We start from the raw sequence: 23,039 nt of genomic DNA on the forward strand, positions 1-23,039 counted from the left end.
TATTTCGGGCGGCGGCGGTCGCGGAAGCTATTTTGCACCTCGGTGCCATCGTCCTCGCGCTTTGTCTTTATGGCAGCTTGTCGCGCCTTTGCGGCGTTCCAGAGCCCGTCATCCACGATGCGCAACTCTGTTACTTCTTGAATGATCCATTCGGCTGCTGGGTTCGGACGCGCCTGACGCTTGCCAGTTTCGGGATCTTTGATGAACCGCTGTCGATTCCAAACGATCCGGCCGATATACATCTCGTTGTTCAAGATGCCGTTGCCACGCTTGGTGTTGCCATTGATAGTACTGAAGCCCCAATCGCCGCCGCCGGGTGCCGCGATGCCATCCCTATTTAGCTCAACTGCGATCCGCTTCGCCGACTTGCCAACGACATAGTCGCGAAAGATGCGGCGCACTACCTCAGCTTCTTCAGAATTAATCGTGCGATCGCCACGTATCGGCTCGCCGCTTTCATTGAATTGCTTCACAACATCATAGCCGTAGGAGTTGCCATCGCCAGATTTGCCAAGCGCGACGCGTCCGCGTTCGACGGTCCGAATTCATGATGCCGGTCGTTGGCAGAAAAGGTCACGGCAGCCACCGGACCGCGATAATCATGAATTGGAACCGTGAATCCGTGGCGAATACCAAATTTGGCTGCCGCCTCAAATAATTCCCGCTCCGCCTTCGATCGAGTCATCGAGTCTATTTCGAGACCCCATTCGAAAGGTTCAGGATGACCGAGCGCCCGAGTGATTACGGGGTCGAAGCGCTCGTAGTGGCTTTTCAAATATTGCGACGTCCAAGCCGAGGGATAGTTCGAAATGAGGTGCGCCGCGGCGCTTGGGCGCTGCGGCACCGAAAGATATGCGAAACAGGAAAGGCCCAGCGCCGTCGTAACCTCATCCATGATCTCATGAAGTTCATCCGGACTTGGAGAGCTTGATAGTCGGTCGACAAACCTTTGGAAGATTCGATGCATGCTTGTACCGGCTAGTTGAACTCAACACTCGATCCATGGAGAAAAGCTCCACCGTTTGAAGGCTGAGCTCTGACAGTTCTCTGCACAATCACGCATTTTTGGGGGCCGGCAGTTCAGAACGTAATCTCCTTGAAGCGTCGAGTTTGGTTCGTTAACGCCACTTCAGTGGGAAGGCGTTCCATAGAGCTTGCTCCATAAAAGCCATGGCAATGCTTTGCTTTTTGGAGAACGTACTGGGCATCGTCGGGCCCTGAGATGGGACCTCCGTGGCAGAGAATAATAATGTCATGGCGGACTGATTTTGCTGCGGCGGACCACTGGTCCACGTCGCGTACGCAGTCATCCAAGGTGCGAGCTGTCTCTGCTCCAATGGATCCTCCGGTCGTAAGCCCCATATGGCATACGATAATGTCTGCCCCAGCCTTAGTCATTGCGATCGCATCCTCGGCGGAGAAGACATACGGAGTTGTCAACAGGCCACGTTCATGGGCCTTTGCAATCATCTCAACCTCAAGGCGGTAACTCATTCCCGTCTCTTCCAGGTTCGCGCGGAAGGTGCCGTCAATAAGTCCAACCGTGGGAAAGTTCTGAACTCCGGCGAACCCGAGCTCAATCAGTTCAGTCAGAAAATGATCGAGAATCACAAAGGGATCAGTACCGTTGACGCCCGCGAGAACTGGCGTGTGTTTTACCGCCGGTAGTACCTCGGTCGCCATTTCTTTAACAATGTTGTTTGCATTTCCATAAGCCATTAGACCGGCTAACGATCCGCGCCCCGCCATGCGATAGCGGCCAGAGTTGTAGATCACGATAAGATCGATTCCACCGGCTTCTTCACACTTGGCCGAGAGGCCCGTGCCAGCACCACCGCCAACAATTGGACGACGTTCGGCAATCATCTTTCGAAGTCTCGTCAAGATCTGGTCGCGTTTGTTTGACTGCCTAATCATTGTACTTATGAAATCTCCCGGAAGTTGCTGACAACTGCGGCCGCGAATTGCGGGTCGTTGATGTGGTAGGGCAGCTTGATAAGTTTGCGTCGCTTGGTATTTTGGAAGTCTTTCTCGATCGCCGAAAACAAAGCGCTATCAGCATCCGGATCGTGAAATGATTTGCCTGGAGCGTCTATGGCAGAAATACCTCCGAGTGGTAGCAAGAAGCGAACCAACCCTTCGCACTTGTTTAAGCGCGACGCGATCCAAGAGCCAACTGCACGGTTCTCGTCTACCGTCGTTCGCATAAGCGTCACTTGGGCATTGTGAACATATAAATTGCGCGACTTGAAAGGCCTGGGGACCGTATCGATTGCGCCGAAGTTTATCATGTCAAGTGCGCCGACCGACCCGACGTAGGGAAGCTTCGTGCGCTGCACGGCACCAAATCGATCGCTAGTGCAGGGGAAAACGCCTCCGAAAAGAAAGTCGGCCACTTCTGTGGTGGTAATGTCAATCAAGCCCGCAAGAAGACCGGAGTCAGCCAACTTTTCCATTGAGCGACCGCCGACACCAGTTGCGTGAAACACGAAACATTCAAATTCAGACTCTAATGACTCACGCACGGAATTGACGCACATCGTTGTGACGCCAAACATTGTCATTCCAACGCCGGGTTTGTCTGCGGCTTGTCGGGCAATTGGATTTTTTACCATTCCTGCAATTGCATTTGCGGCGTTGCCGATAACCTGCCGGCTGATGGCGTTCAATCCGGCGACATCCGTCACCGAATACATCATGGCAATGTCGTTCGGCCCCACGTAGCTCGAGACGTCACCGGAAGCCACGGTCGACACCATCATTTTTGGGACACCGATGGGCAACTCCCTCATGGCCTGAGTGATAAGAGCCGTGCCCCCCGAACCGCCAAGTCCGAGGACAGCGCCGACATCGGACCGCTGCGCAAGAAAACGAGCTAATGCCTCCGCCATCCCCGCAATCGCTTTGCCGCGGTCATCAACGCCGAGCACGGCTGCAGCTCCATTCAGATGGAAGGCTGCAATAGTTTCCGCTGTGAAATCTGCTGAAGCCTTAGACCTAATTCCTACGTCCACCAGGGCAACTGGCGCGCCCGAAGCCGCAACTGTGTCCCGCGCGTATGTGGTTTCGACCGCTTTAGTGTCGAGCGTCCCGATTACGTAAGCCCTCATTCGAACTCTCCCGGGTTCTTGCCTCTATTTTTGTATATCCAGTAAGAAAATACTGGTATACAATTATAATCAGAGTATGCATAATGGCATTACAGTACAATTACAAGGCGGGAAAATTGTCGAATTTCAAGAACGTCACGCTTCGGGAGCGGATCTACGACGAGGTCGTTCAGATGATCTTGAACCGAGAGTTGGCGCCGGGTGCGCAAATCGATGAACGAGCGCTGTCTGAAAAGCTCTCGGTTAGCCGCACTCCCTTCCGGGAGGCGCTTGGAACGTTGGCCAACGAAGGTCTCATCGAGACGAGGCCCTATCGCGGGACGTTCGTACGCGAGCTCGCGCCCAAACAGATCAATGACCTCTATGAGGTCAGAAAGAACTTGGAGGGGCTCGCCGTACGACTTGCTGTGCCCCGGCTCACTGACGGGCAAATCGATGTGATCGAGGACATCCTAGACAATGCAGTTGCGGCTTTGCGTCGCGGCGACATGGCTGCCTATGCCACGCTCGATCAACAATTCCATGAAACCTTTCCACGCGTGGCAGACAATGAAACGCTCAGCAACACGCTGGGGCGGCTAAGTCGACAGATTCAGCTTTGTCGTGTCTTTGCGAACAAAGAGCCGGATGTTGCAGAGCGGACTGCGACGGAACGCACGGCGATCTTGAACGCCTTGAGGGCGAGAGATGCTGACCATGCTGCGTTTCTGATGACTCAGCATATCGCTGGCGTGCAGCGCTCAGTGATGTCGATGCTTTCAGTGCAATCAGAGGGTGTGAAGAGCGGAAGCGTGAAGCGAATTATAGCCAGCTAGCTCGGCCTGCGCGCTGGGATGAGTTGATTTTCGAAAAGCACCAAACAACTTCGTTACGGATTCAAAATGACAAAAGAAAACTATGTCCGCTCCACAGCAACGACGCCTCCCTCTCCAACAGACTGGGGTCAGCTAATCTGGCTAATTGGCCAGGCCGAAACTCCCGGAGCGCAGCAGACATTCGGGGTCGTAACGATTACTCCGGGGCACCGAAATCCACTTCATTCTCATCCAAACTGCGAGGAGCTGCTCTACGTCGTGTCGGGAGAATGCGATCACAAGCTTGGCGACGACATGCTTCGTCTTAAGCCAGGGGACGTCATACGAATTCCTAAGGGCGTTCGTCACTGGGCTAAATGCACAAGCAAGCAGCCTCTGACAGCCGTGATCTCTTTTTCTTCTGCGGATCGGCGGACGGACAACCATGAAGGGAAGGGCGAGTCCTAAGCCAAACATCTCACGAATAACAGTCTCACTATAACTAGGGATAATAGTTCTTATGCGTTCTCAGCTTACGATGCTCAATTCGATGGCGAGTGAAGATTTTCTGACCGCTCTCGCGCGTCATCATGAGTGGGGCCTGAAATGGCTTGATCTGCGAGATGCAATTTTTGGTCATAAGATCGCAACCCTTGATGTGCTGACTGCAACCAAGGCAAGCAAAGAGATTGAAAAGAATAACCTCTCAGTATTCTGCCTCTCCAGCAGCGTCTTTTTTGAAAAGATTGAAGAGGGGCTTGCTGTCTTCAAAGAAAAGCACCTCGGCAAGCTCGATGAAATAATCAAGGTCGCAAAAATACTTAAGCCAACCTACGTTCGGTTGATTGCCGCACAGTTGCCGTCGCGAGAGCTGGGGCAGGACTCTATCAAGCTTATTCGCGCCAAGTACCCTTGGCTGATTGATGTTTACCGAGAGGCGATTGATCGCCTGACGGACGCCGGACTCCGCCCCACAATTGAAAACGAAGCTTTCGCCTGTTTCCTTTCCGAGCCCGGAGAGTTTTTAGATTTCTTTGATTGGCTCGACCGCAAGAAAAGCGTCGGTCTTACGTGGGATGTCCAAAATCAATGGGCTACCGGTTCGTATCCAGATTTACCTACTTATCAGAAGCTAAAGCACTTGATTCAATATTATCACGTAAAAGGCGGGCAAGCGGACGAAAGCGGCCGAAAGCTAAAATGGAATGTCGCGCTCGAGGATGCCAGCTGGCCCGTCGTTGAAATTACGCGGCAAGTTGTAGCCGACGGTGTTTCTCCTGTCATTTGCCTTAATCCGGCGCAGCACGGCGAGCAGAAGCCAGGCTACGACTATAATGACTTGGTCAAGCGAGATATCGATTTTCTCCGCCGCTCCGTGCCAGGCATCGAGTGACGTGATGGAGATGCTTTCGTTCAATTCCTCTGCTTTGTCGTTGCGCTTTATCTCGGTGCTTTGGGAGTACCGTTCGGAGATGAGCTGCTTTGACTTGTTGAGTGGACGCGCTGGTGAAGAGAAAAAGTTGGCCTTTGATCCCCGGGCAAGCGCCGACTCATGAGCAAAGATCTTGTCATTGAGCGAGTCTCAAAGCGCTACGGAAAGCATCAAGCTCTCGATGACGTCTCTCTAACGGTTGAGCAGGGGCAGTTTCTCACTCTTCTGGGTCCGTCGGGTTCCGGCAAGACAACGCTTCTGCTGATGATAGCCGGTTTTGTGGAGCCAGATGCTGGGGTCATTAGTCTCGGCGGTCGTGTGCTGAATCAGATTCTACCAGAGCGGCGCAACTTCGGAATTGTGTTCCAGGGTTATGCTCTGTTTCCGCACTTGAGTGTTGCCGACAACGTTGGATTTTCGATGGCGGTTCGTCGCCATCCGAGAACTGAAATCGCGGCAAAGGTACGCTCGGCGCTTGATATGGTTCAGCTCGGTCATCTTGCAGACCGGCTACCCAGGCAACTGTCCGGTGGGCAGCAACAGCGAGTGGCTCTTGCGCGAGCCTTAGCGTTCTCGCCAGAGCTAATCCTGTTAGACGAACCACTGAGCGCGCTCGACAAAAAGCTCAGGACTGATTTACAGAAAGAATTGCGTGCCCTTCATGATCGGTTGGGCGTTACCTTCGTTTGCGTAACTCATGATCAAGATGAAGCCCTATCGATGTCTGATCGTGTGGCGATCCTGCGCGACGGTACCCTTGTCCAAACCGGCAGCCCAGCGGACCTTTATCACAAGCCGCAAAGCCGATTTGCCGCAAGTTTTCTGGGATCAAGCAACTTCATTGATGCGACAGTGGTCTCGGCCGGCGCTGACGGAATAAAATATCGTTATAGTGACTCCGCGATCTTTTTGCAGACCGAAGGGTGCTCAGCGTCAGGTCGAACGCCAATTGCGGGCGACAAGATCACGATTTCGCTCCGGCCAGAGAAAATCATTCTTAGCTCCGCTCGCAACGACGGCGTTGCTAATAGCGTTCGAGCACATGTGACTGACGTCGGCTTTAACGGCGCTCGGCTTGATGTCTCAGTTCAGCCTGACGGTCTTCCCGAGCTTCAAACGACCATGACCACGTGGCAACCCTCCGTGGATGCTTCGGTAGGTGCAGAGCTCTGGGTCTCGTGGGATGCGTCCGCTTCGCAAAGAGTGACTGATGAGTGAAACCGTCGCCTCTTTAGTTCAGATGGCCGAGCCCTATGGTCGACGTGTGCCTTATGGGTCTGCCTATTGGCTGATTCTACCTGCAACGCTGTTCTTGGCCGCTTGCTACTATTATCCTCTTATTCGCGTAGTCTGGATAAGCTTTAGCGAGCCGACTATTGGCATTCAGAATTACGAACAGCTTATTACGTCAGCATCGATTCATCGCGTCGTTACAACAACGCTCCGTATTTGTGTGTTGTGCACATCGGCCTGCGTCGTTCTCGGCTACATTGTTTCCTACGTGTTATTGCGTGCGGGACCCACGAAGCGGCGCGTTATGTTGTTGTGCGTTCTCTTGCCGCTCTGGATATCAGGGCTCGTGCGAGCTTTTGCCTGGGTAACTCTTCTTCGAAACGAGGGTTTCATAAATTCAACCCTGATGTGGGTGGGCTTGATTAGTAGACCCCTTGACCTCGTTTGGAATGAAGTTGGTGTTGTCATTGGCATGACGCACTACATGCTGCCTTTTGCTATTTTGCCACTTTACGCGAGTATGCTTGAGATTGACCAACGCATACTTATGGCTGCCCAAAGTCTCGGCGCGTCAAAAAGCCAAGTATTCTTGCGAATATTCTTTCCACTGAGCGTTCCTGGTGTTGCTGCGGCTGGAGTGTTGGTTTTTGTCTACTCGATTGGCTTTTTCATCACGCCCGCAATTTTGGGCGGCGGAAAAACATTGATGATCGCAGAGTACGTCCGTCTTCAAATCGTAGAGTTGCTACGCTGGGGGATCGGTACAATGTTGTCAGTCACGGTAGGCGTTTCGGTCCTAATCATCTGGGGAATTGCAGTTAAACTTATAGGTACCCAACGCATGTTTGGGCGGGCCTCACTATGAGCAAAGCTCTTTCGCTTCGCTCAATTTCGTTTAGCGGTCCTATCGCTTGGATCTTGCTGGCCTTCCTCGTTCTGCCCATCTTGGTTATCCCTCCAGCTTCACTTACGGATCAATCCTACCTTTCGTTGCCGAAGGATCACCTATCCATTGATCATTACGCGAGGCTTTTCCATAGCCCTGTATGGATTCAAGCATTCTTTCAAAGTTCGGTGATTGGGCTTTCTTCGGCATTATTTGCGGTACTGCTCGGAGTTTCCTGCACGATAGGTTGCTGGCGGTTGGGGAACACGGTTTCAATAGTTATTCGTGCACTACTTATATTGCCGATGATAATCCCGAGCATCGTTTACGCGCTGGGCATCTCGCGGCTCTGGGTGCAGGTAAATCTCTTCGATACCATGCCGGGCGTGATTTTAGCTCACACCGTCACGGGAATGCCTTACGTTGTCATGACAACGTCTGCTGCACTCGCTGGCTTTGACCCTGCTTTGGAGCGAGCGGCGCGCAGTCTCGGTGCATCGTCAATGCAAAGCCTCATCCGAGTTGTGCTGCCAAACATCAAGACTGGTATCGTATCAGGAGCAATATTTGCATTCATGCACTCGTGGGATGAGCTAGTCGTTGTTCTGTTCACCGCGAGCCGTCAGATCGTAACGGTGCCACGCATGATTTACGACGGCATCAACGAACAGCTTGACCCAATCATCGCATCTGTGGCCACAGCGCTCATCCTTATCTCGATCATGCTTCTATGCATCAATTTGGTTTTGACCGGAGCATCGGCGCGCCGCCGGGAATCAGTGTCGTAATCCCAACCCCTCCGGACGTGCTCGCGCCGTTCGGGTTTGAAGAAGGAATCTAACATGCACCGAGACTCTGTCGAAAAGAAAGGCGAAACGCTTGATAACCCGACGCTTGATCAGGACGCGCTCGTGGACCGCCGTCAGGTTCTATCGTTTGTTGGAGGAGCAATCGCTCTTCCGTTTATTCAAACTCGTACGCAGGCCGCCGAGGGTCAATTTGTTTTGGGAGGTTGGGGCGGTGCTGGCGCAGCGGCCATGCTCAAGGCTTGGGGAGAGCCTTTCGAGAATGGATCGGGCCTAAAGTTTGCGATGGACGGAAGCGGTCCGACCAGCGGTAAAGTGCGAGCAATGGTTGATGCAGGCAAGACTGTTTGGGATGTTTGCGACGCAAGCATTGGCGCCGCATTCGCTCTGGGTGAAGCAGGTTATCTTGAGGCTATCGACTACGAAATCATTGATCGCAATTTAGTGCGGCCGGACATGGCTTATAAATACGCCATCGCCAATTACATATTTTCGTACAGCATGACTGTCGACACGTCTCGCTTCGGCCCAAACCAGCCAAAAAACTGGGTTGATTTTTGGAACGTAAAGGACTTTCCGGGAAAGCGAGTGCTTCGTGCGTCGTGCATCGGACAGCTCGAAGGGGCGCTAATGGCAGATGGCGTACCAGCAGACAAAATCTATCCTATCGATGTGAAGCGCGCGCTAAACAAAATTCGCGAGATTAAAGAACACGCAATATTCTGGAAAAATAGCGCTCAATCTGAAGATCTGTTCCGGAACAAGGAAGTAGTGTTGGGCAATATCTGGCAAACTAGTTCGCTCGCACTGCGCAGGGAGTTTGGTGATAAGATCACCTTCTCATTTGATAACTCCGTTGTAGCGCCTGCTGTCTGGATGGTCCCGAAGGGTAACCCCGCCGGCAAGAAGGTTGCGATGGAGTTCATCAAGCTTGCTCTGCAGCCAGAAGGACAAAAAGAGTTCTTCCTTCGCAGAATTGGAAACAGCCCAAGTAACCCGGCCACATCAGCGCTTATCCCGGACGAATTTAAGAAGGACGACCCAGGGCAGCCGGCGAATTACGCTCGGCAGGTACACCTTAATGCCGAATGGTACGGCAAGTATCTGAATGAAGTCGAAGCACAATACATCGATATTATTTCGTCGTGATGTCGCGTCGTACTTCTTAGAGCATTTTAGATGCTTCAATGTCACAAGAGTTTGCGATCGCACGCAAGCGTTCGGCAGTAGGAGAGGTCAGTGTATCAGCGAGATTATAAGACGAAGGTAAGGATCGGAGTCGTTGGTTTGGGTTCTCATTCTTACCGAAACATTCTTCCAACATTGACCTTTCTGCCCGTTGAGTTGATGGCGGTCGCGGATATCGCCGAAGACGTAGCGAAAGTCACTGCGCGGCAATACGGTGTCCGTGCGTACACAAGCGCGACGGAGATGTATGCTAAAGAGGAGTTGGACGCGGTCTTGTTGTGTGTATCGCCGAATATGCACCCGAAGCTTGCCATAGAAGCTTTTGAAGCTGGACTTCATGTCTGGATGGAGAAGCCAGCAGGGGCCAGCGTTGCAGACGTCAAGAAAATGATCGCTTCTCGAGCAGACCGTATCTGTGTGGTTGGGCTGAAAAAAGCGTTCATGCCTGCGACCAGAAAAGCAGTGGAACTTCTTTCGGAGGAAATTAAAGGGCCCATACGATCGGGTCTTGCAGTCTATCCGATGTCCATTCCGGCAGATGGTAAGAAAGTGCTGGAAGAAGGAAGGTTCACGCGTTGGCTTGCCGACAGCTGTCATCCCTTATCGATGCTTGTCACGATGGGAGGAGAGGTCGAGGGAGTTACAGTGCACCGCGGCCCGGAGGATGTTGGCGGCGTTTGCCTTCTTCATCACGTTAACGGTGCACTAAGCACCTTTATTCTGGCTGATGGCATACCAAAATTTCAACCATTCGAGCGCTATCTGTTCATCGCCAACGACCGAAGCATTGAGATCGACAATTCTCGTAAAGTCGTATTCCAACGCGGGATTCCATTTGCGTACGGCACAGGTACATCCTTCGCGCCGCCTGGCAGAGAGTCTGGTGCCATCGTCTGGGAATGTCAGGATTCAATGAATACATTGGAGAATAAAGCTGTGTTTTCGCAGGGCTTATCCTTCTCAATCCAGCATTTCCTCGACTCGGTAATTAACATGCAGGTTGCCGCAATCGGGACGTTGGAATTTGCGCTTCACCTGACGCAAATCTACGAAGCTGCTCTGCTTTCATCGGGCGATAAAGTCACGCTCGAAAGCTTGTAATTGGCGTTGAACGTCAACAAAGGAAGAGAACTCGCATCTTTCAGTGATCGAGATCACCTTGGCGATTTCGGATCAGTCTTTCAGTCACCAACCGGGTTAAAGGATATCCGACCGTATTGTGTTGATTGAGGATACGCGCGAGTCGGAATGCGAGGCCCGCAGTCGCGTGGTGCTGCGCACCTAGGAAGGCGCGGCAACTCTTCCGGATTTGGCACGTTCCTCACTCCACGTTCGCCCCGATCGCATTTCGATCCGTGAGTTACGTGGCGCCGAGGCGCTCGGCCTCCTCAAAGCCTGAGGCACAGGATCCAGCAATAGCGCGCACAGCTCGTAATCCGGCCAGCATAATCCGCGTTTGCAATGAGAAAGGGGTTAACCGCCGGCTCGGCCTCGCCTGCAGCGTCCGCGACGCTTAGGCGCAGCCAAACTACCGCTGCAAGATTTCGTATTTTCCCTCAACTGGCTTCACCACTATACCAGTTATACTAATGCACGGGCGGCGGGGTCGCCCCAACAGTTCCTTCAGAACCGACATAGGGCGAACAATGTCAGTTGAAAAGATAGACACGCTCGTCGTCGGTGCCGGCCAGGCGGGGTTGGCCATGAGTGAGCATCTGAGCCAGTCGGGCGTGCCTCATATTGTCCTTGAGCGGCATCGGATCGCCGAACGCTGGCGCTCAGAACGGTGGGACTCGCTGGTGGCGAACGGCCCGGCTTGGCACGATCGTTTTCCGGGCCTCGAGTTTTCCGATGTCGACCGGCATGTCGGTCCGAACGATTTCGCGCCCAAGGAAACGGTGGCGGACTATTTCGTCGCGTATTCCAAGAAGATCGCGGCGCCTATCCGTTGCGGTGTCGAAGTCCTGAAGCTCGAAAAAAATGTCGGCCGTCCCGGTTTCTGCGTCGAAACCTCCGCAGGCGTGATTGAGGCCAACAGCGTCGTCGCCGCGACCGGCCCCTTCCAGCGCCCCATCATTCCTGAGGTGGTTCCTCCGAAGGCCGGAATACTGCAAATGCACTCCACCGGTTACCGCAATCCGGGCCAGTTGCCCCACGGGGCGGTTCTGGTAGTGGGATCGGGCTCTTCAGGTACCCAGATCGCGGCAGAACTGCTGGAATCCGGAAAGCGCGTCTACCTCTCGGTCGGGCCGCACGATCGTCCGCCGCGAGCCTATCGCGGCCGTGATTTCTGCTGGTGGCTCGGCGTTCTCGGCAAATGGGATGCCGCAGCCCAGGAAGCCGGCAGGGAACACGTGACGATCGCCGTGAGCGGGGCACGCGGCGGCCATACGATCGACTTTCGGCGTCTTGCCGCGAAGGGAATGATCCTGGTCGGGCGGACGGAAGCCCACGCCAATGGCGTGATCAGCTTCGCGCCGGACCTCGTTGAGAATCTCGAACGTGGCGATGCGAATCATCGCTCTCTGCTGGACGAAGCCGACGCATATGTCGCCCGCAACGGTCTCGATCTCCCGGAAGAGGCGGAGGCCCGGGCCACCGTGCCGGATTCAGATTGCGTGACCGATCCCATCCTCGCACTCGATCTGAAAGAAGCTGAGATCACCGCCATTATTTGGGCGACGGGGTTCGTCGCAGACTACAACTGGATGAAGATCGATATTTTCAACGAGAATGACAGGCCGAGGCATCAGCGCGGCGTCTCGGCGGAGCCAGGCATATATTTTCTCGGCCTGCCCTGGCAGTCGCGGCGTGGCTCCAGCTTCATCTGGGGCGTGTGGCACGATGCCAAGTATTTGGCGGATCAGATCGCCACTCAGCGCAAGTATATCAATTATCACGTCGCGGCACAGTCCCAGGTCGAGATTGCATAGCTGACGCGAACGCAGGCCACAGTCCGATCGCCTGCGAACCTAATCCGATGGAGGCCGAAGTGGCACATACCCGCATTCGCAAGTTCAATACCAAAGAGACCCATCCGGAGCAGAACCTCAACAACGATCTGGCCCAGGCCGTGGTGACCCAGGGCGGCAAGATCGTCTGGCTGCGCGGCCAATGTCCGCAAAATCTCGACGACGCCGCCAACATCGACAGTCATGATCCGGTCGAACAGACCCACAAGGTCATGCAGAATATCAAGCAACTCATCGAAGAAGCCGGCGGCAAGATGGAGCATCTGGTCAAGGTCGTCGTCTACCTGACGGATATACGCCACCGCGAAGCCGTGTATCGCACGATAGGCGAGTACATCAAAGGCGTGCACCCGGTCTCGACCGGACTGGTGGTGCAAGCGCTGGCCCGGCCGGAATGGCTGGTCGAAATCGACGGCACCGCGGTCATTCCGGAGTGATCCAATGACCTTCTCGCTGGTGGCCCGGTGCTCTCGAACCGGCATGTTCGGTATCGCGATCTCCTCGTCTTCGCCCGCGGTTGCCGCGCGGTGTTCCTACGCCCGCGCGCGCGTCGGAGCCGTCGCATCCCAGAACGTCACGGACCCCACCCTTGGGCCGTTGGCGCTCGACCTGATGGAGCGCGGCGCAAGCGCCGGTGAGGCGATCGCCGAAATCAGGAAGCGCGGCAAATTCATTGAGTACCGGCAGGTGCTGGCGGTTGATGGCAACGGGATGACCGCCATTCATTCCGGACCGAAATCCCTCGGCATCTGGACCGACGCTCAGGCAGAGAACGTCGCCTCGGGCGGCAATCTTCTCGCCAATGACGGCGTTCCGCAAGCTATTGTGGACGCGTTTCTAGCGAGTTCGGGCCATCTGGGCGACAGGCTGATCGTCGCGATGCGCGCAGGCCTTGCTGCCGGCGGCGAGGCCGGCCCGATCCATTCAGCGGGGCTCAAGATCGTCGACAGCGTCAACTGGCCGGTCGCGGATCTTCGCTGCGACTGGACGGATGGCTGCCCGATCGATGCCGTCACAACGGCTTGGGAGGTCTACAAGCCGCAGCTCGACGCCTATATCCAACGCGCTCTCGATCCGCGTGTAGCACCCTCCTACGGCGTTCCCGGAGACGAGTGAGTGGCCGGTCGCGCACTCAGGGAATCGCCGCAGGATGTAGGTGGCGCGTATTCAACGTGCTGCCGGCTCGATACCGGCGAGCGAACGCGAGCTGACATGGGAGCTCCATCCGGATGGACCGGCGCGCCGGTCACTGTTGATCCTGCTGCAGGTGGTCATGGCCGGCGCGACCATCCCCGGTATGTAGGAGCGCGATATGCGAGCCTGGCAATGGCCAGAGAACGCTTGGATCAGCTTGGACTTGGCCAGCGCGCGCAGCGTCGCGATCCCGATCGTCATCGGACGATGCTGTCCTGCAAGCCGGATGGAGACCAGTTTGCGGCCATCGAGCGATTGGTCAGATCGCGGGCGGACATTGAACAACGCATAGCCCATACCGTTGGCGACCATCGCCCGCACCACATCGGGATGTGCCGATCGTGTCGCGATCATCGGCGTGATCCCGGCAGCCATGAACAGGGCCAGAAAATACTTCCGGCTCAACGGCAGATCGAGCAGCACTAGCGGCTGGCCGGTGAGCTCTTCCAGCGCGACGGCGTTGTGGCGGGCCAGAGGATGTGTCTCAGCGACGACTATGTAGGGTGGCAGGCTGACAAGCGGCGAGAATTCGATGTCGTCGGGAATCTGGAGATCATAGGTCAGTGCCAGATCGATTTCCGACCGCCGGAGCCCCTTGAGCAAATCCTCCTGATGGTCTTCGACATGTCGGATGATAGTTTCCGGAAAGGCGGAGACGAAGCCATGGGACAGCTCTGGAATCAGCATCGGAGCCAAAGTCACCATGCAGCCCAGGGAGAGCGTACCGCGCACGGTGTTGATGGCTTCCGACGCAATTGTGTAGAGGCTCTCGGCCTGAGCGACGACGCGCTTAGCCTCGCTCAGAAGCGTTCGGCCAACCGGGGTCAACGACAGGCCCTGGGCGTGTTGGCGAATGAATAGCTGGGCCTTCAACTCGCGCTCCAGATGCGAGATCGCCGTCGAGATCGAGGGTTGGGAGATATGGATCATTTCCGACGCGACGGTGATGCTCCCCGTTTCGGCGGCGGCGATGAAATATTCCAGTTGGCGCAGGGAGAACCGCATCGTTGCAGAATAAAGCACTAGTAGCGGCGCCAGCCAAACGCCGGCACGCCTACCTGGTCCCCTTCCTTCCCGGGCGCCTTCGAATAGTCCCTGAACGCCCGAGAAACGTCGGGATCGCGGACCGGCGCGCCTCAGGCGGCGATGCTGTCGAGCAGTCGCTCCATCAGCCGGTCGCAAGCCGCGAGTTGATCAACGGCGATGAACTCGTCCGCCTTGTGGCCCTGCTCCATCGAGCCAGGGCCGCAGACCACTGTCGGTATCCCGAGCCGGTCGGCGAAGAGGCCGCCCTCCGTGCCGAACGCGACCTTTCGCAGCGGAGCTTCGTCGAGAAGGCCGCGCAGGAAATCAACCACCGCCGAGTCCGCCGGCGTCGCCAGCCCGGGATAGTCATTGAGCCTCTGGATCCCGATCGAGGCTTCGGGAAAATCTCCGTGCCTCGCGGCGACGATCGCTGCGGCCTCGTCCATCAAGCGAGAGAGGATCGCCTCCGGATCGTCCTCGGCGACGTTCCTGATCTCGAACTTGAGCGTGCACCGTTCGGCACGATGTTGAGGGCGGTGCCACCTTCGATGCGGCCCGCATGCAAGGTGGTATAGGGCACGTCGTAGTCGACGTCGCGCGGGCCAATCCCCTTGTCGCGCCGGACATAGCCGCCGAGACTCAGATTTCATAGAAGCAGTCCACGGGGCAGACCTCAACGCAATCCATATATTTGCACTTGATGCAATTCTCTGTGACGACGTAAGTCATTTCGCAATCCTTCTCGCTTCGACGATTTATGGTCGCACCGGCCGACGGTCGCCCGGTGCTTCGTTAGAGGCGCGCCCTACATCAGTGTCTCGAACGGGTGAAAACGAACGGGAGAACCAGTATCGAGGTCCGCACCCTGCGCGGTCAGATCAATGAGGCCGTCCGCCAGGACGAGCGGCAGCAGACTTGCGGATCCGCCGCGGCCTGATTTGACGATTTGCCTCCGACCTTCTGCGTCCAGTCCGACGACGCGGCCTGGCGCGAACTCCCTTCTTCCGATTCGGTGACGTATTCGCTCCGCGGCGACCGACCATTCGCCCTCAAGCGGAGCGATGGAAGATCCCGAAAGCGCGTTAATCAGCGGGCGGCCGAAGAGCAACGCGGTGACCATTGCGGCAACCGGATTTCCCGGGAGCCCGAGGTAGTGAGTGTTTCCGATGGCACCTGCCAGCAACGGTTTTCCCGGTTTCAGGGCTATGCGATGATGCTCGGTCGTTCGGCCAGCGAGCCGTACCGCTTTGGCAAGATGATCCGTTTCGCTCCCTGCGGCGGCGCCGGAAGTGATGATCAGGTCGGACCGTTCCGCTTCGGCCCGCAGTACCATTGCGAGACGCTCGGGATCGTCCGAGCAAAGGCCCGCATCGTGCAATTTGACCTTATGTCTCGCGAGCAAAGCCATCAGCATAGGCCGGTTGGAATCAAAGATCGTCCCGGGCGAGGTTTCCTGGAAAACTTCCCTAAGTTCGCTTCCCGTCGAAAGGATCGATATCCTTGTCTTGTTCACGACCGTCACTCGACACCGACGGCAGCCAGCATCGCTATGTGACGAGCATCCAACGTCGTACCACGCTGCGCGATGATGCCGCCGGATGCTACATCTTCGCCGCGTCGCCGGATGTTTTCCGAAGGAGACGCGCCTCGAAGGATCGTGGTTGTGCCGCCATCGGATGAACCGTGTTCCTCCATGACGATACCCGCAACACTCGACGGGACTGCCGCGCCCGTCGCCAGGCGGATCGTCGTGCCGCCGCTGATTTTCATCGTGGAAGGGTCATCACCCGCACTGATCTTGCCGATCATGCGCAAGGCGTACGGAGCCGGACGATGAATATCGTCCTTGCCAATTCCGTAACCGTCGACGGGCGGATTCGCGATCCTGGCAAACATGTCGGTCGCAAGGACGCGACCGTTCGCTTTCGAGAGCGGAACGAGTTCGGCTCCCGACGAAGGTCGAACGCGACCGAGCACTATCTCTGCCGCTTCAGACACAGAGAGAAATCTGCGGTCTGACATGCGCCGCTCAATCCCCGCTCAAGGCAGGCGATCCAGGTCCCGTTCCCCAGTTCAGCACCGTCCGTGATCTCGACGCAGGACGGCAGTCTGGTCGTATGTCGGAGAACGCATTCGAACCCATCACTACGGACTTCCTAGTTGCCGGCTCTTCGGGTTCTGGCGGATTGCCGTGCCTCGAATTGCTTTTAGGATTCGCGCGTGCTGCCCGACAATCGCCTGCATCCTGAAGCTGGGGAATTCATCATGCGGTCATTTGCAAATCAACGCCGCGAGTAGCGGCGGCCAGCGCCGGTTCCAGCGGCTCAAGAAGAACGCGTGTTTCTCCGTACGCGGCCATCTCTCCGAAATTCGTCATGATGTCTTCCGTCAGAATGTTTACGCCGCCGCCGCGTTTCATCCATGTCCCGACGGCCATGATCACCATCTCCTTGCCGACGCGCGGATCGACCTGTACCTCGACCACGAGTTCTCCGACAGCGGAGCGTAGCCGCATCTGCCGGCCGTTCTCAATCCCATGGTTTGCGGCCCAGTCGGCGCCGACGCGGACAGTGGCAAGCTTGGGATGTTCGGCTTCCGTCATCTGTGACAGCAACCATTTCTTGCTAAAATTGGTAACCAGCGTGAGGGGAAACGCCGGATCCCTCCGTTGCTCGACTTCGATCTCGGAGATGAATTCGAAGTGCCCCGACCTCGTGGGAAACTTCTTGTCTGCAAACGGTATAAGAGGCGCCACCGGGCAGCGAATGGGGCCGTCCAGAAGTGCATCGACCGTCACACCCTTTGCCTCCATCGGGCTCATGACGCGCCTCAACCACTCGCGCGGCGTGCCGGCCATCTCTTCCCCGATACCCAACCGATCGGCGAGCTGCTGCACAATACAGAGATCCGACCTGGATTCTCCGACGGGATCAATGGCGGGGTTTACGCCGCCGAGAATGTTGTGGCCCCACGAGACGAGTGCGTCTTCTTCCTCCAGAAACGTCGTCGTCGGAAGGAAGATATGTGCGTAGTCCGTCGTATCGGTTAGAAAACTGTCGACGACGACAACGAAATCCAATTGCGTAAGCGCCTTGGCGACCAAATTTGAGTTAGGCGATTGGTTTACCGGATTTCCGCCGTTCACGAACATCATGCGGACGGGAGGATCGGAGGCTTCCAGCAATCCGCGGCCCAGGAGAGGCTCTGGAATCGCCCGATGAAATTCCGCCCTGTCGGATGCTTCTATCGTCTTGTCGAAAAGACGTTGGGTGTCATAACCGTGGGTCACGCCGCCGCCGGGAATGCCGATCTGACCGCAGAGCGCGGCGAGGGCATCGACGCAGCGGAAGATCTCCGCGCTGCTCTTGTACTTGTTCAATCCCCATCCGAGCTGGATGGACGCCGGCTTCGTTGTTGCGTATTCGCGCGCCAACTCCCGCAGGTCCTCGATCGACAATCCGCAACGGTCGCTGAGCGATTGGAGCGAATGGGAATCGACGAGAGTTCGGAATTTTGCGAACCCGTCGGTGTGACGTTCAATGAAGTCCTTATCCTCCAGGCCCTCTTCCAGGACGATTTTGGCCAGAGCAAGCGCAAATGAGGCGTCCGTTGCGACGCGCGGCTGGACGTGCCGATCGCAAATCGTCGCTGATTCGCTTTTAACGGGATCGACAAGGATCACCCTGCCGCCTTGCTCACTGACCGTTTTCAGTAGTGGCACCAAGTGCAGGTTCGTGGCTAGAGGATTGCGTCCCCAGAGAAGGACAAGCTTGCTGTTGACGATGTCTGAAGGATCGTGACCTAAGCGAATGCCAAAGTCGAGCTTCTGTCCGGCGCGCGCGGCTCCGCTGCACAGTGAGCCGCTTGGCGTTGTTACACCGCCCAATAGATTCCAGAAGCGGTGGTTGAGTTTCTTCGTCACTCCCCACGATCCGGTCCGCTGATAGTGCATGATCGAAAGCGAGCCCGTTTCCGCCTTGAAGCGGCGGATTCTGTCGGCCACCAGGTCCAGCGCTTCATCCCACCCGATGCGTACCCACGGCGAGTCGATGGATCCGTTTGCGCGCTTGAGCGGATGAAGCTGCCGCTCAGGACTATAGAGCCGTTTCGGAAATCTATAGGTCTTGGCGCAGAGGTAACCCTTCGTAAATTCGTGATCCGGATGTCCCTCAAGCTTCACCACGCGGCCATTGTCGACATGGGCAATGATTCCGCACCCGTCGGGACAATCCAGTGTGCACGATGTGTAGATCTTTTTGGTCATTGCCGGCCTCCCACTCGAGCTTCAGTGCCAGTTTGGCAACCATTTGTCGACAAACGAACCCTGAACAAAAATTATAGTATCCAAGATTATCAGTATTGGATGTATAAATTATAGACTTGTATGCTTAAATTTTAGCCCATAAGTTAGCTGTGCCGGCGATAGCCGGCCAAAGGAAACAACGCAGAGCGTTGTTTCAACTACATAATTCTGGATATAGCGTCACGGATCGGCGGTTTGGCAGGTGGCACGAACCTTGCGAAGTCGCTCATTGGTCAAAAATAGGAGTATTTCCATGGGCAGTGCTGTCTCGACCTCGGTGCGTCAACCCGCGCGCGCCGCCACCGCCGCCTTCGCGGGCACCACAATCGAATGGTACGATTTCTTCATTTACAGCACGGCTTCCGCACTGGTCTTTCCGCAGCTCTTCTTCCCCAACAGCGACCCCAACGTGTCGCTGCTGATCTCCCTTGCCACTTTCGGCGTCGGTTTCTTTGCGAGGCCGCTTGGAGGTTTCTTCTTCGGTCATCTGGGTGACCGGTTCGGCAGAAAAAAAGCGCTCATTGCGACGCTGCTGCTGATGGGATTGTCGACGTCGGCTATCGGCGTCCTGCCCACCTACGCTCAGGTCGGAATATGGGCACCCGTGATGCTCATTGTTCTTCGGATCTGCCAGGGCATCTCGGTAGGTGGAGAGTGGGGCGGGGCGGTTCTGATGGCCGGCGAACATGCGCCCGAGGGTCGTCGGACCTGGTATGCCTCGTTCGCGCAACTTGGCAGCCCCGCCGCGGTGTTGCTCTCGATGGGCATCTTCGCGATCGTTTCACGCGCGTCGGGCGACAGTTTCGCGGTCTGGGGATGGAGAATTCCGTTCCTGTTGAGCCTTGTTCTCCTCGTTGTCGGAATGGCGATTCGTCTGGGGGTCAATGAGTCGCCCGAATTCACCGCGGCGAGCGAAAGCAAGAAGCTGGCGCGCTTCCCGATCGCCGAAGCCTTCCGGCAAGCTACGTGGCCGATCCTGTTCACGATGCTGGCCTTCACCATCGGCACCGCCGGGTTCTACTTCACGAACACATTCCTGATCGCCTACACCACCCGCACCCTGGGCCTCGATCGTGCGGTAATTCTCGACTGCCTCGCCATGGTGGCGGTCGTGCAATTCCTTGGGCAGCTCGCGGCCGCTAAAATCGCGGAGCGGATCGGTGACAGCAGATTTTTGCTCGTGGCTTCGGCGCTCGCAATGCTTGCGCCCTATCCGATGTTCCTGCTGGTTCAATTAAAGACGACAACCGGCATCGTCGCCGGGGTTTCGATCGCGACACTGTGCGCCTCCGGCTTCTATGCGGTCATCGCTGGTTACGCGAGCAAGGTGTTCCCGGTGGAGGTTCGGTACAGCTCGATCTCGGCATCGTATCAGCTCGGAGGCGCCATCTTTGGCGGCTTCACACCAATGATCGGCGTGGCTCTGTCGGCCAGTTATCCGGGCCAGTGGTTCCCGCTGGCGATCTTCTACAGCATCCTCGCGGGAGTCTCGTTCCTTGGCGTGCTGCTTCTCGCGATGGCCGGCTTCGCGACAAAGACGAAAACGGACGGCGTCGCGGTCATGATCGCGGCGCCCACCCACGCGGCAGTGGCGCAGTAACCGACGAAAGGGCGCGACGTTTGACCGCGCTGCGCCCTTCTTCGGCCCGATAACTTTCCACAGGACGATACCGTCATGAATCCCCCAGCGACCCAATCGGACGCCGCCAGCGACAAGATCAGATGCGATGCCTGTCCGGTGATGTGCTACATCAAACCAGGCGCAGCGGGCGCGTGCGACCGCTATGCGAATGTCGAAGGGGAGCTCGTCCGCGTCGACCCGCACGTAATCCTCGAAAGGACGGTTGCACAAGGCGGACATCTCGTCCCGTTCCGAAGCGGCAAAGATTGGGACGGCTCGCCGCTTCATGAGCGCAGAACTTTCGTGACCGCCATTGGTGCGGGCACGACGTATCCCGACTACAAGCCGGCACCGCTGATCGTATCCTCCGCAATCGACGGCGTCGACATGGTGACCGTCGTCACCGAGGGAATATTCAGTTACTGCGGCGTCAAGATCAAGATCGACACGGACCGTCACCTCGGCGCGGAAGCGGCAACGGTTCGCTCGCAAGGCGAGGCGGTCGGGCACGTCACGACGAGCGAATACGGCTCGCAGATGTTTTCGCTGGGCGGCGTGCACCACCTCACCGGAGGATCGAAAAAGGAGGGACGCGCGACCTGCGATGCCCTGGTGTCACTCTGCAACGGCAATCCGCTTGAACTAACGGTGGACGGCGGTGCTTCCGTTATCGTGCAATCCGGACACGCGCCCATCGTGAACGGCGTCGACGAACTGCGCATGCGCGCCGGCTGCGGCTCGGCAACGATCGGAATGTTCGCCAAGCAGTGGTTAGGCCAAATTGACGAAGTGGTGGCTGTCGACGACCACATTACCGGCGTGTTGTCCGAACATCAGGCCGGCAAGATGCTCGGCATTCCGGGAACGGGAATTAAACTGAAGGGCCGTCGCTCGACCCCGGGCCGCTATTTTCAGGTCGCCGAGCCGGGAAGCGGGTGGGGCGGCACCGATATCGCCGACCCGCTTACGATTCTCGGCCCTTTCGATACGAAGCAGGCCTGGCCGGGTCTGCGATTGCTCATGGTAAGCACAACGGGCGAGCAATGGGCCTACTATGAACTCGACCAGGGCCTGCGTCCCATCGAGAAGGCGTTGCCGGTCCATCTAACACCGTCGATCGAACGCATCAGCGAAAACTGCGAGCCGGGAATGTGCACGGTGTTATTCATGGGCGGGGCCGGAGGCTCGCTGCGGTCCGGCGTCACCGAAAATCCCGTGCAACTGACGAACTCAGTGAAGGAAGCGATTACGTCAGTCACTTGCGGTGGTGCGCCTGTATTTGTCTGGCCCGGCGGCGGCATCACGTTCATGGTCGATGTTTCTCAACTTCCCAAGAACGCATTCGGCTACGTGCCGACGCCGGCGGTCGTTGCACCTATCGAATTCACGATGCGGCGTGATGACTATGCAAGGCTAGGAGGGCATGTCGATCACATCCAGCCGCTGTCTTCGCTGAAGGCGATGAAGACATGGCAATGATTCGGGCAAAGCTCAACGCGCGAAAACTGTCGCGGTCAACTCTCCAGATAGGCATCGATCAAAGATCAGCATGATGATCCGATCGATCTGATCACGGAATAGGCCCCCTCGTCGGACACAGACGTCTCCTGGCCCCAAACGCAAATCGCAGCAAATGCGGCCGCGACCGTCAACACAGTTTCGGTCGGGCCCGCCAATGGAAAGAGAAGGAACGATGGCAAATTTCAACCAGGAAAGTGTCCTGAACGTCCATCACTGGACGGACAACCTGTTCAGCTTCACGACCACCCGCGATCCGTCGTTCCGCTTCCGCAACGGCGAGTTCGTGATGATAGGACTTGAAACCGGCGACAGGCCGCTGATGCGCGCCTATAGCGTCGCGAGCGCGAATTACGAGCCCAACCTCGAGTTCTTCTCCATCAAGGTGCCGGACGGGCCCCTCACGTCGCGGCTTCAGCATCTGAAGGAGGGCGACCAGATCATCGTCGGGCGCAAATCGACGGGGACACTCGTCATCGACAACCTGACAAACGGCCGAAATCTTTATCTGATCGGAACGGGTACGGGCCTCGCGCCGTTCCTGAGTGTGATCAAGGATCCGGCAACCTACGGCCGCTTCGAGAAGATCGTTCTGCTCCACGGATGCCGCCGTGTTGTGGAACTCGCATATGGCGAGATGATCACGGAGAAGCTGCCGCAGGATGAATTGATCGGCGAGTTGATTAGAGAGCAACTGATCTACTATCCGACTGTGACGCGCGATCCCTTCCGCAACCGTGGACGCATCACCAGTCTCATTACTTCAGGCAAGCTCTTCTCCGACATTTCGCTGCCGAATCTGGACGCGGCAAAGGACAGGGTGATGATCTGCGGTAGCCCGGCCCTGCTCGCCGACACGAAATCCATCCTCATCGAAAAAGGATTCGAGGAAGGCAATCACGGGCAAGCCGCGGATTTTGTCGTCGAGAAGGCTTTCGCGGAGCGATGATCTCATG

The 23,039-nt window shown here is 56.6% G+C and carries 22 protein-coding genes and 3 pseudogenes; 15 read left to right on the forward strand and 10 right to left on the reverse strand.

The window, feature by feature from the left end:
• Positions 1-140 precede the first annotated feature (140 nt).
• The 4 genes and pseudogenes from V1280_RS42440 to V1280_RS42455 form a co-directional block, all read right to left on the reverse strand.
• Positions 141-473: pseudogene (locus V1280_RS42440) on the reverse strand (recombinase family protein); the annotation flags it as partial.
• The gene (locus tag V1280_RS42445; protein ID WP_334536818.1) at positions 470-895 is read right to left on the reverse strand and encodes an autoinducer binding domain-containing protein; all 426 of its coding nucleotides are present in this window, start codon (positions 893-895) and stop codon (positions 470-472) included. The gene V1280_RS42445 and the pseudogene V1280_RS42440, both read right to left, overlap by 4 nt.
• A 185-nt stretch (positions 896-1,080) precedes the next feature.
• Entirely contained in the window at positions 1,081-1,917 is an 837-nt protein-coding gene (locus tag V1280_RS42450) for a phosphoenolpyruvate hydrolase family protein (RefSeq protein WP_334536819.1), read from the reverse strand.
• 5 nt (positions 1,918-1,922) lie between these two features.
• Positions 1,923-3,110 carry a Tm-1-like ATP-binding domain-containing protein gene (locus V1280_RS42455; RefSeq protein WP_334536821.1) on the reverse strand — a complete coding sequence of 396 codons (1,188 nt, stop codon included), beginning with the start codon at positions 3,108-3,110 and terminating at the stop codon, positions 1,923-1,925.
• 83 nt (positions 3,111-3,193) lie between these two features.
• Here V1280_RS42455 and V1280_RS42460 point away from each other — a divergent pair, with 83 nt between their 5' ends.
• The 12 genes and pseudogenes from V1280_RS42460 to V1280_RS42515 all read left to right on the forward strand — a co-directional run bounded on the left by V1280_RS42460 (position 3,194) and on the right by V1280_RS42515 (position 13,537).
• Positions 3,194-3,925, forward strand: a complete 732-nt coding sequence (locus tag V1280_RS42460; protein WP_334536823.1) for a GntR family transcriptional regulator — start codon at positions 3,194-3,196, stop codon at positions 3,923-3,925.
• A gap of 66 nt (positions 3,926-3,991) precedes the next feature.
• Entirely contained in the window at positions 3,992-4,372 is a 381-nt protein-coding gene (locus V1280_RS42465) for a cupin domain-containing protein (protein ID WP_334536825.1), read from the forward strand.
• Positions 4,373-4,424: 52 nt separating this feature from the next.
• Complete coding sequence (locus V1280_RS42470) at positions 4,425-5,297, forward strand: sugar phosphate isomerase/epimerase family protein (protein ID WP_334536827.1); 873 nt, start codon at positions 4,425-4,427, stop codon at positions 5,295-5,297.
• A gap of 159 nt (positions 5,298-5,456) precedes the next feature.
• Positions 5,457-6,554, forward strand: a complete 1,098-nt coding sequence (locus tag V1280_RS42475; protein ID WP_334536829.1) for an ABC transporter ATP-binding protein — start codon at positions 5,457-5,459, stop codon at positions 6,552-6,554.
• Positions 6,547-7,434 carry an ABC transporter permease gene (locus V1280_RS42480; protein ID WP_334536831.1) on the forward strand — a complete coding sequence of 296 codons (888 nt, stop codon included), beginning with the start codon at positions 6,547-6,549 and terminating at the stop codon, positions 7,432-7,434. Before V1280_RS42475 ends, V1280_RS42480 begins: the two co-directional genes overlap by 8 nt.
• Complete coding sequence (locus V1280_RS42485; RefSeq protein ID WP_334536832.1) at positions 7,431-8,243, forward strand: ABC transporter permease; 813 nt, start codon at positions 7,431-7,433, stop codon at positions 8,241-8,243. Before V1280_RS42480 ends, V1280_RS42485 begins: the two co-directional genes overlap by 4 nt.
• 54 nt (positions 8,244-8,297) lie before the next feature.
• Positions 8,298-9,410 (forward strand): extracellular solute-binding protein, encoded by a 1,113-nt coding sequence (locus V1280_RS42490; protein WP_334536834.1) that lies wholly within the window; start codon positions 8,298-8,300, stop codon positions 9,408-9,410.
• 90 nt (positions 9,411-9,500) lie between these two features.
• Positions 9,501-10,550 carry a Gfo/Idh/MocA family protein gene (locus tag V1280_RS42495; RefSeq protein WP_334536836.1) on the forward strand — a complete coding sequence of 350 codons (1,050 nt, stop codon included), beginning with the start codon at positions 9,501-9,503 and terminating at the stop codon, positions 10,548-10,550.
• A 100-nt stretch (positions 10,551-10,650) separates the two neighbouring features.
• Positions 10,651-10,845, forward strand: a pseudogene (locus tag V1280_RS42500) (ATPase, T2SS/T4P/T4SS family); the annotation flags it as partial.
• A gap of 250 nt (positions 10,846-11,095) precedes the next feature.
• The gene (locus V1280_RS42505) at positions 11,096-12,382 is read left to right on the forward strand and encodes a flavin-containing monooxygenase (RefSeq protein ID WP_334536838.1); all 1,287 of its coding nucleotides are present in this window, start codon (positions 11,096-11,098) and stop codon (positions 12,380-12,382) included.
• 59 nt (positions 12,383-12,441) lie between these two features.
• The gene (locus V1280_RS42510; protein WP_334538572.1) at positions 12,442-12,858 is read left to right on the forward strand and encodes a RidA family protein; all 417 of its coding nucleotides are present in this window, start codon (positions 12,442-12,444) and stop codon (positions 12,856-12,858) included.
• A gap of 4 nt (positions 12,859-12,862) precedes the next feature.
• Positions 12,863-13,537 (forward strand): DUF1028 domain-containing protein, encoded by a 675-nt coding sequence (locus V1280_RS42515; RefSeq protein WP_334536839.1) that lies wholly within the window; start codon positions 12,863-12,865, stop codon positions 13,535-13,537.
• A 51-nt stretch (positions 13,538-13,588) separates the two neighbouring features.
• Here V1280_RS42515 and V1280_RS42520 read toward each other — a convergent pair whose 3' ends face one another.
• The 6 genes and pseudogenes from V1280_RS42520 to V1280_RS42545 all read right to left on the reverse strand — a co-directional run bounded on the left by V1280_RS42520 (position 13,589) and on the right by V1280_RS42545 (position 18,905).
• Entirely contained in the window at positions 13,589-14,620 is a 1,032-nt protein-coding gene (locus V1280_RS42520; protein WP_334538573.1) for a LysR family transcriptional regulator, read from the reverse strand.
• A 131-nt stretch (positions 14,621-14,751) separates the two neighbouring features.
• Positions 14,752-15,087, reverse strand: a complete 336-nt coding sequence (locus V1280_RS42525) for a M20/M25/M40 family metallo-hydrolase (protein ID WP_334536840.1) — start codon at positions 15,085-15,087, stop codon at positions 14,752-14,754.
• Positions 15,088-15,286: 199 nt separating this feature from the next.
• Positions 15,287-15,370 (reverse strand): annotated as a pseudogene (locus tag V1280_RS42530) (ferredoxin FdxA); the annotation flags it as partial.
• A gap of 76 nt (positions 15,371-15,446) precedes the next feature.
• Positions 15,447-16,154: a molybdopterin molybdotransferase MoeA gene (locus V1280_RS42535; RefSeq protein WP_334536842.1), complete on the reverse strand. Its 708-nt coding sequence runs from the start codon at positions 16,152-16,154 to the stop codon at positions 15,447-15,449.
• 5 nt (positions 16,155-16,159) lie between these two features.
• On the reverse strand, positions 16,160-16,663 hold the full coding sequence (locus V1280_RS42540) for a hypothetical protein (protein WP_334536844.1): 504 nt from the start codon (positions 16,661-16,663) through the stop codon (positions 16,160-16,162).
• 241 nt (positions 16,664-16,904) lie between these two features.
• Positions 16,905-18,905, reverse strand: a complete 2,001-nt coding sequence (locus V1280_RS42545) for a molybdopterin-containing oxidoreductase family protein (RefSeq protein WP_334536846.1) — start codon at positions 18,903-18,905, stop codon at positions 16,905-16,907.
• Between the two features lie 292 nt (positions 18,906-19,197).
• On the opposite strand from V1280_RS42545, the gene V1280_RS42550 reads away from it, so the two are divergent.
• The 3 genes from V1280_RS42550 to V1280_RS42560 all read left to right on the forward strand — a co-directional run bounded on the left by V1280_RS42550 (position 19,198) and on the right by V1280_RS42560 (position 23,032).
• Entirely contained in the window at positions 19,198-20,544 is a 1,347-nt protein-coding gene (locus V1280_RS42550; RefSeq protein ID WP_334536847.1) for an MFS transporter, read from the forward strand.
• A gap of 75 nt (positions 20,545-20,619) precedes the next feature.
• A complete protein-coding gene (locus V1280_RS42555) occupies positions 20,620-22,044 on the forward strand; it encodes a 6-hydroxynicotinate reductase (protein WP_334536849.1) in 1,425 nt (474 codons plus the stop codon).
• Between the two features lie 214 nt (positions 22,045-22,258).
• Positions 22,259-23,032 carry a ferredoxin--NADP reductase gene (locus tag V1280_RS42560; RefSeq protein WP_334536851.1) on the forward strand — a complete coding sequence of 258 codons (774 nt, stop codon included), beginning with the start codon at positions 22,259-22,261 and terminating at the stop codon, positions 23,030-23,032.
• The last annotated feature ends 7 nt before the right edge of the window (positions 23,033-23,039 follow it).

Origin of the sequence: Bradyrhizobium sp. AZCC 2230 (genome assembly GCF_036924495.1) — a bacterium.
Lineage (GTDB): Bacteria > Pseudomonadota > Alphaproteobacteria > Rhizobiales > Xanthobacteraceae > Bradyrhizobium > Bradyrhizobium rifense.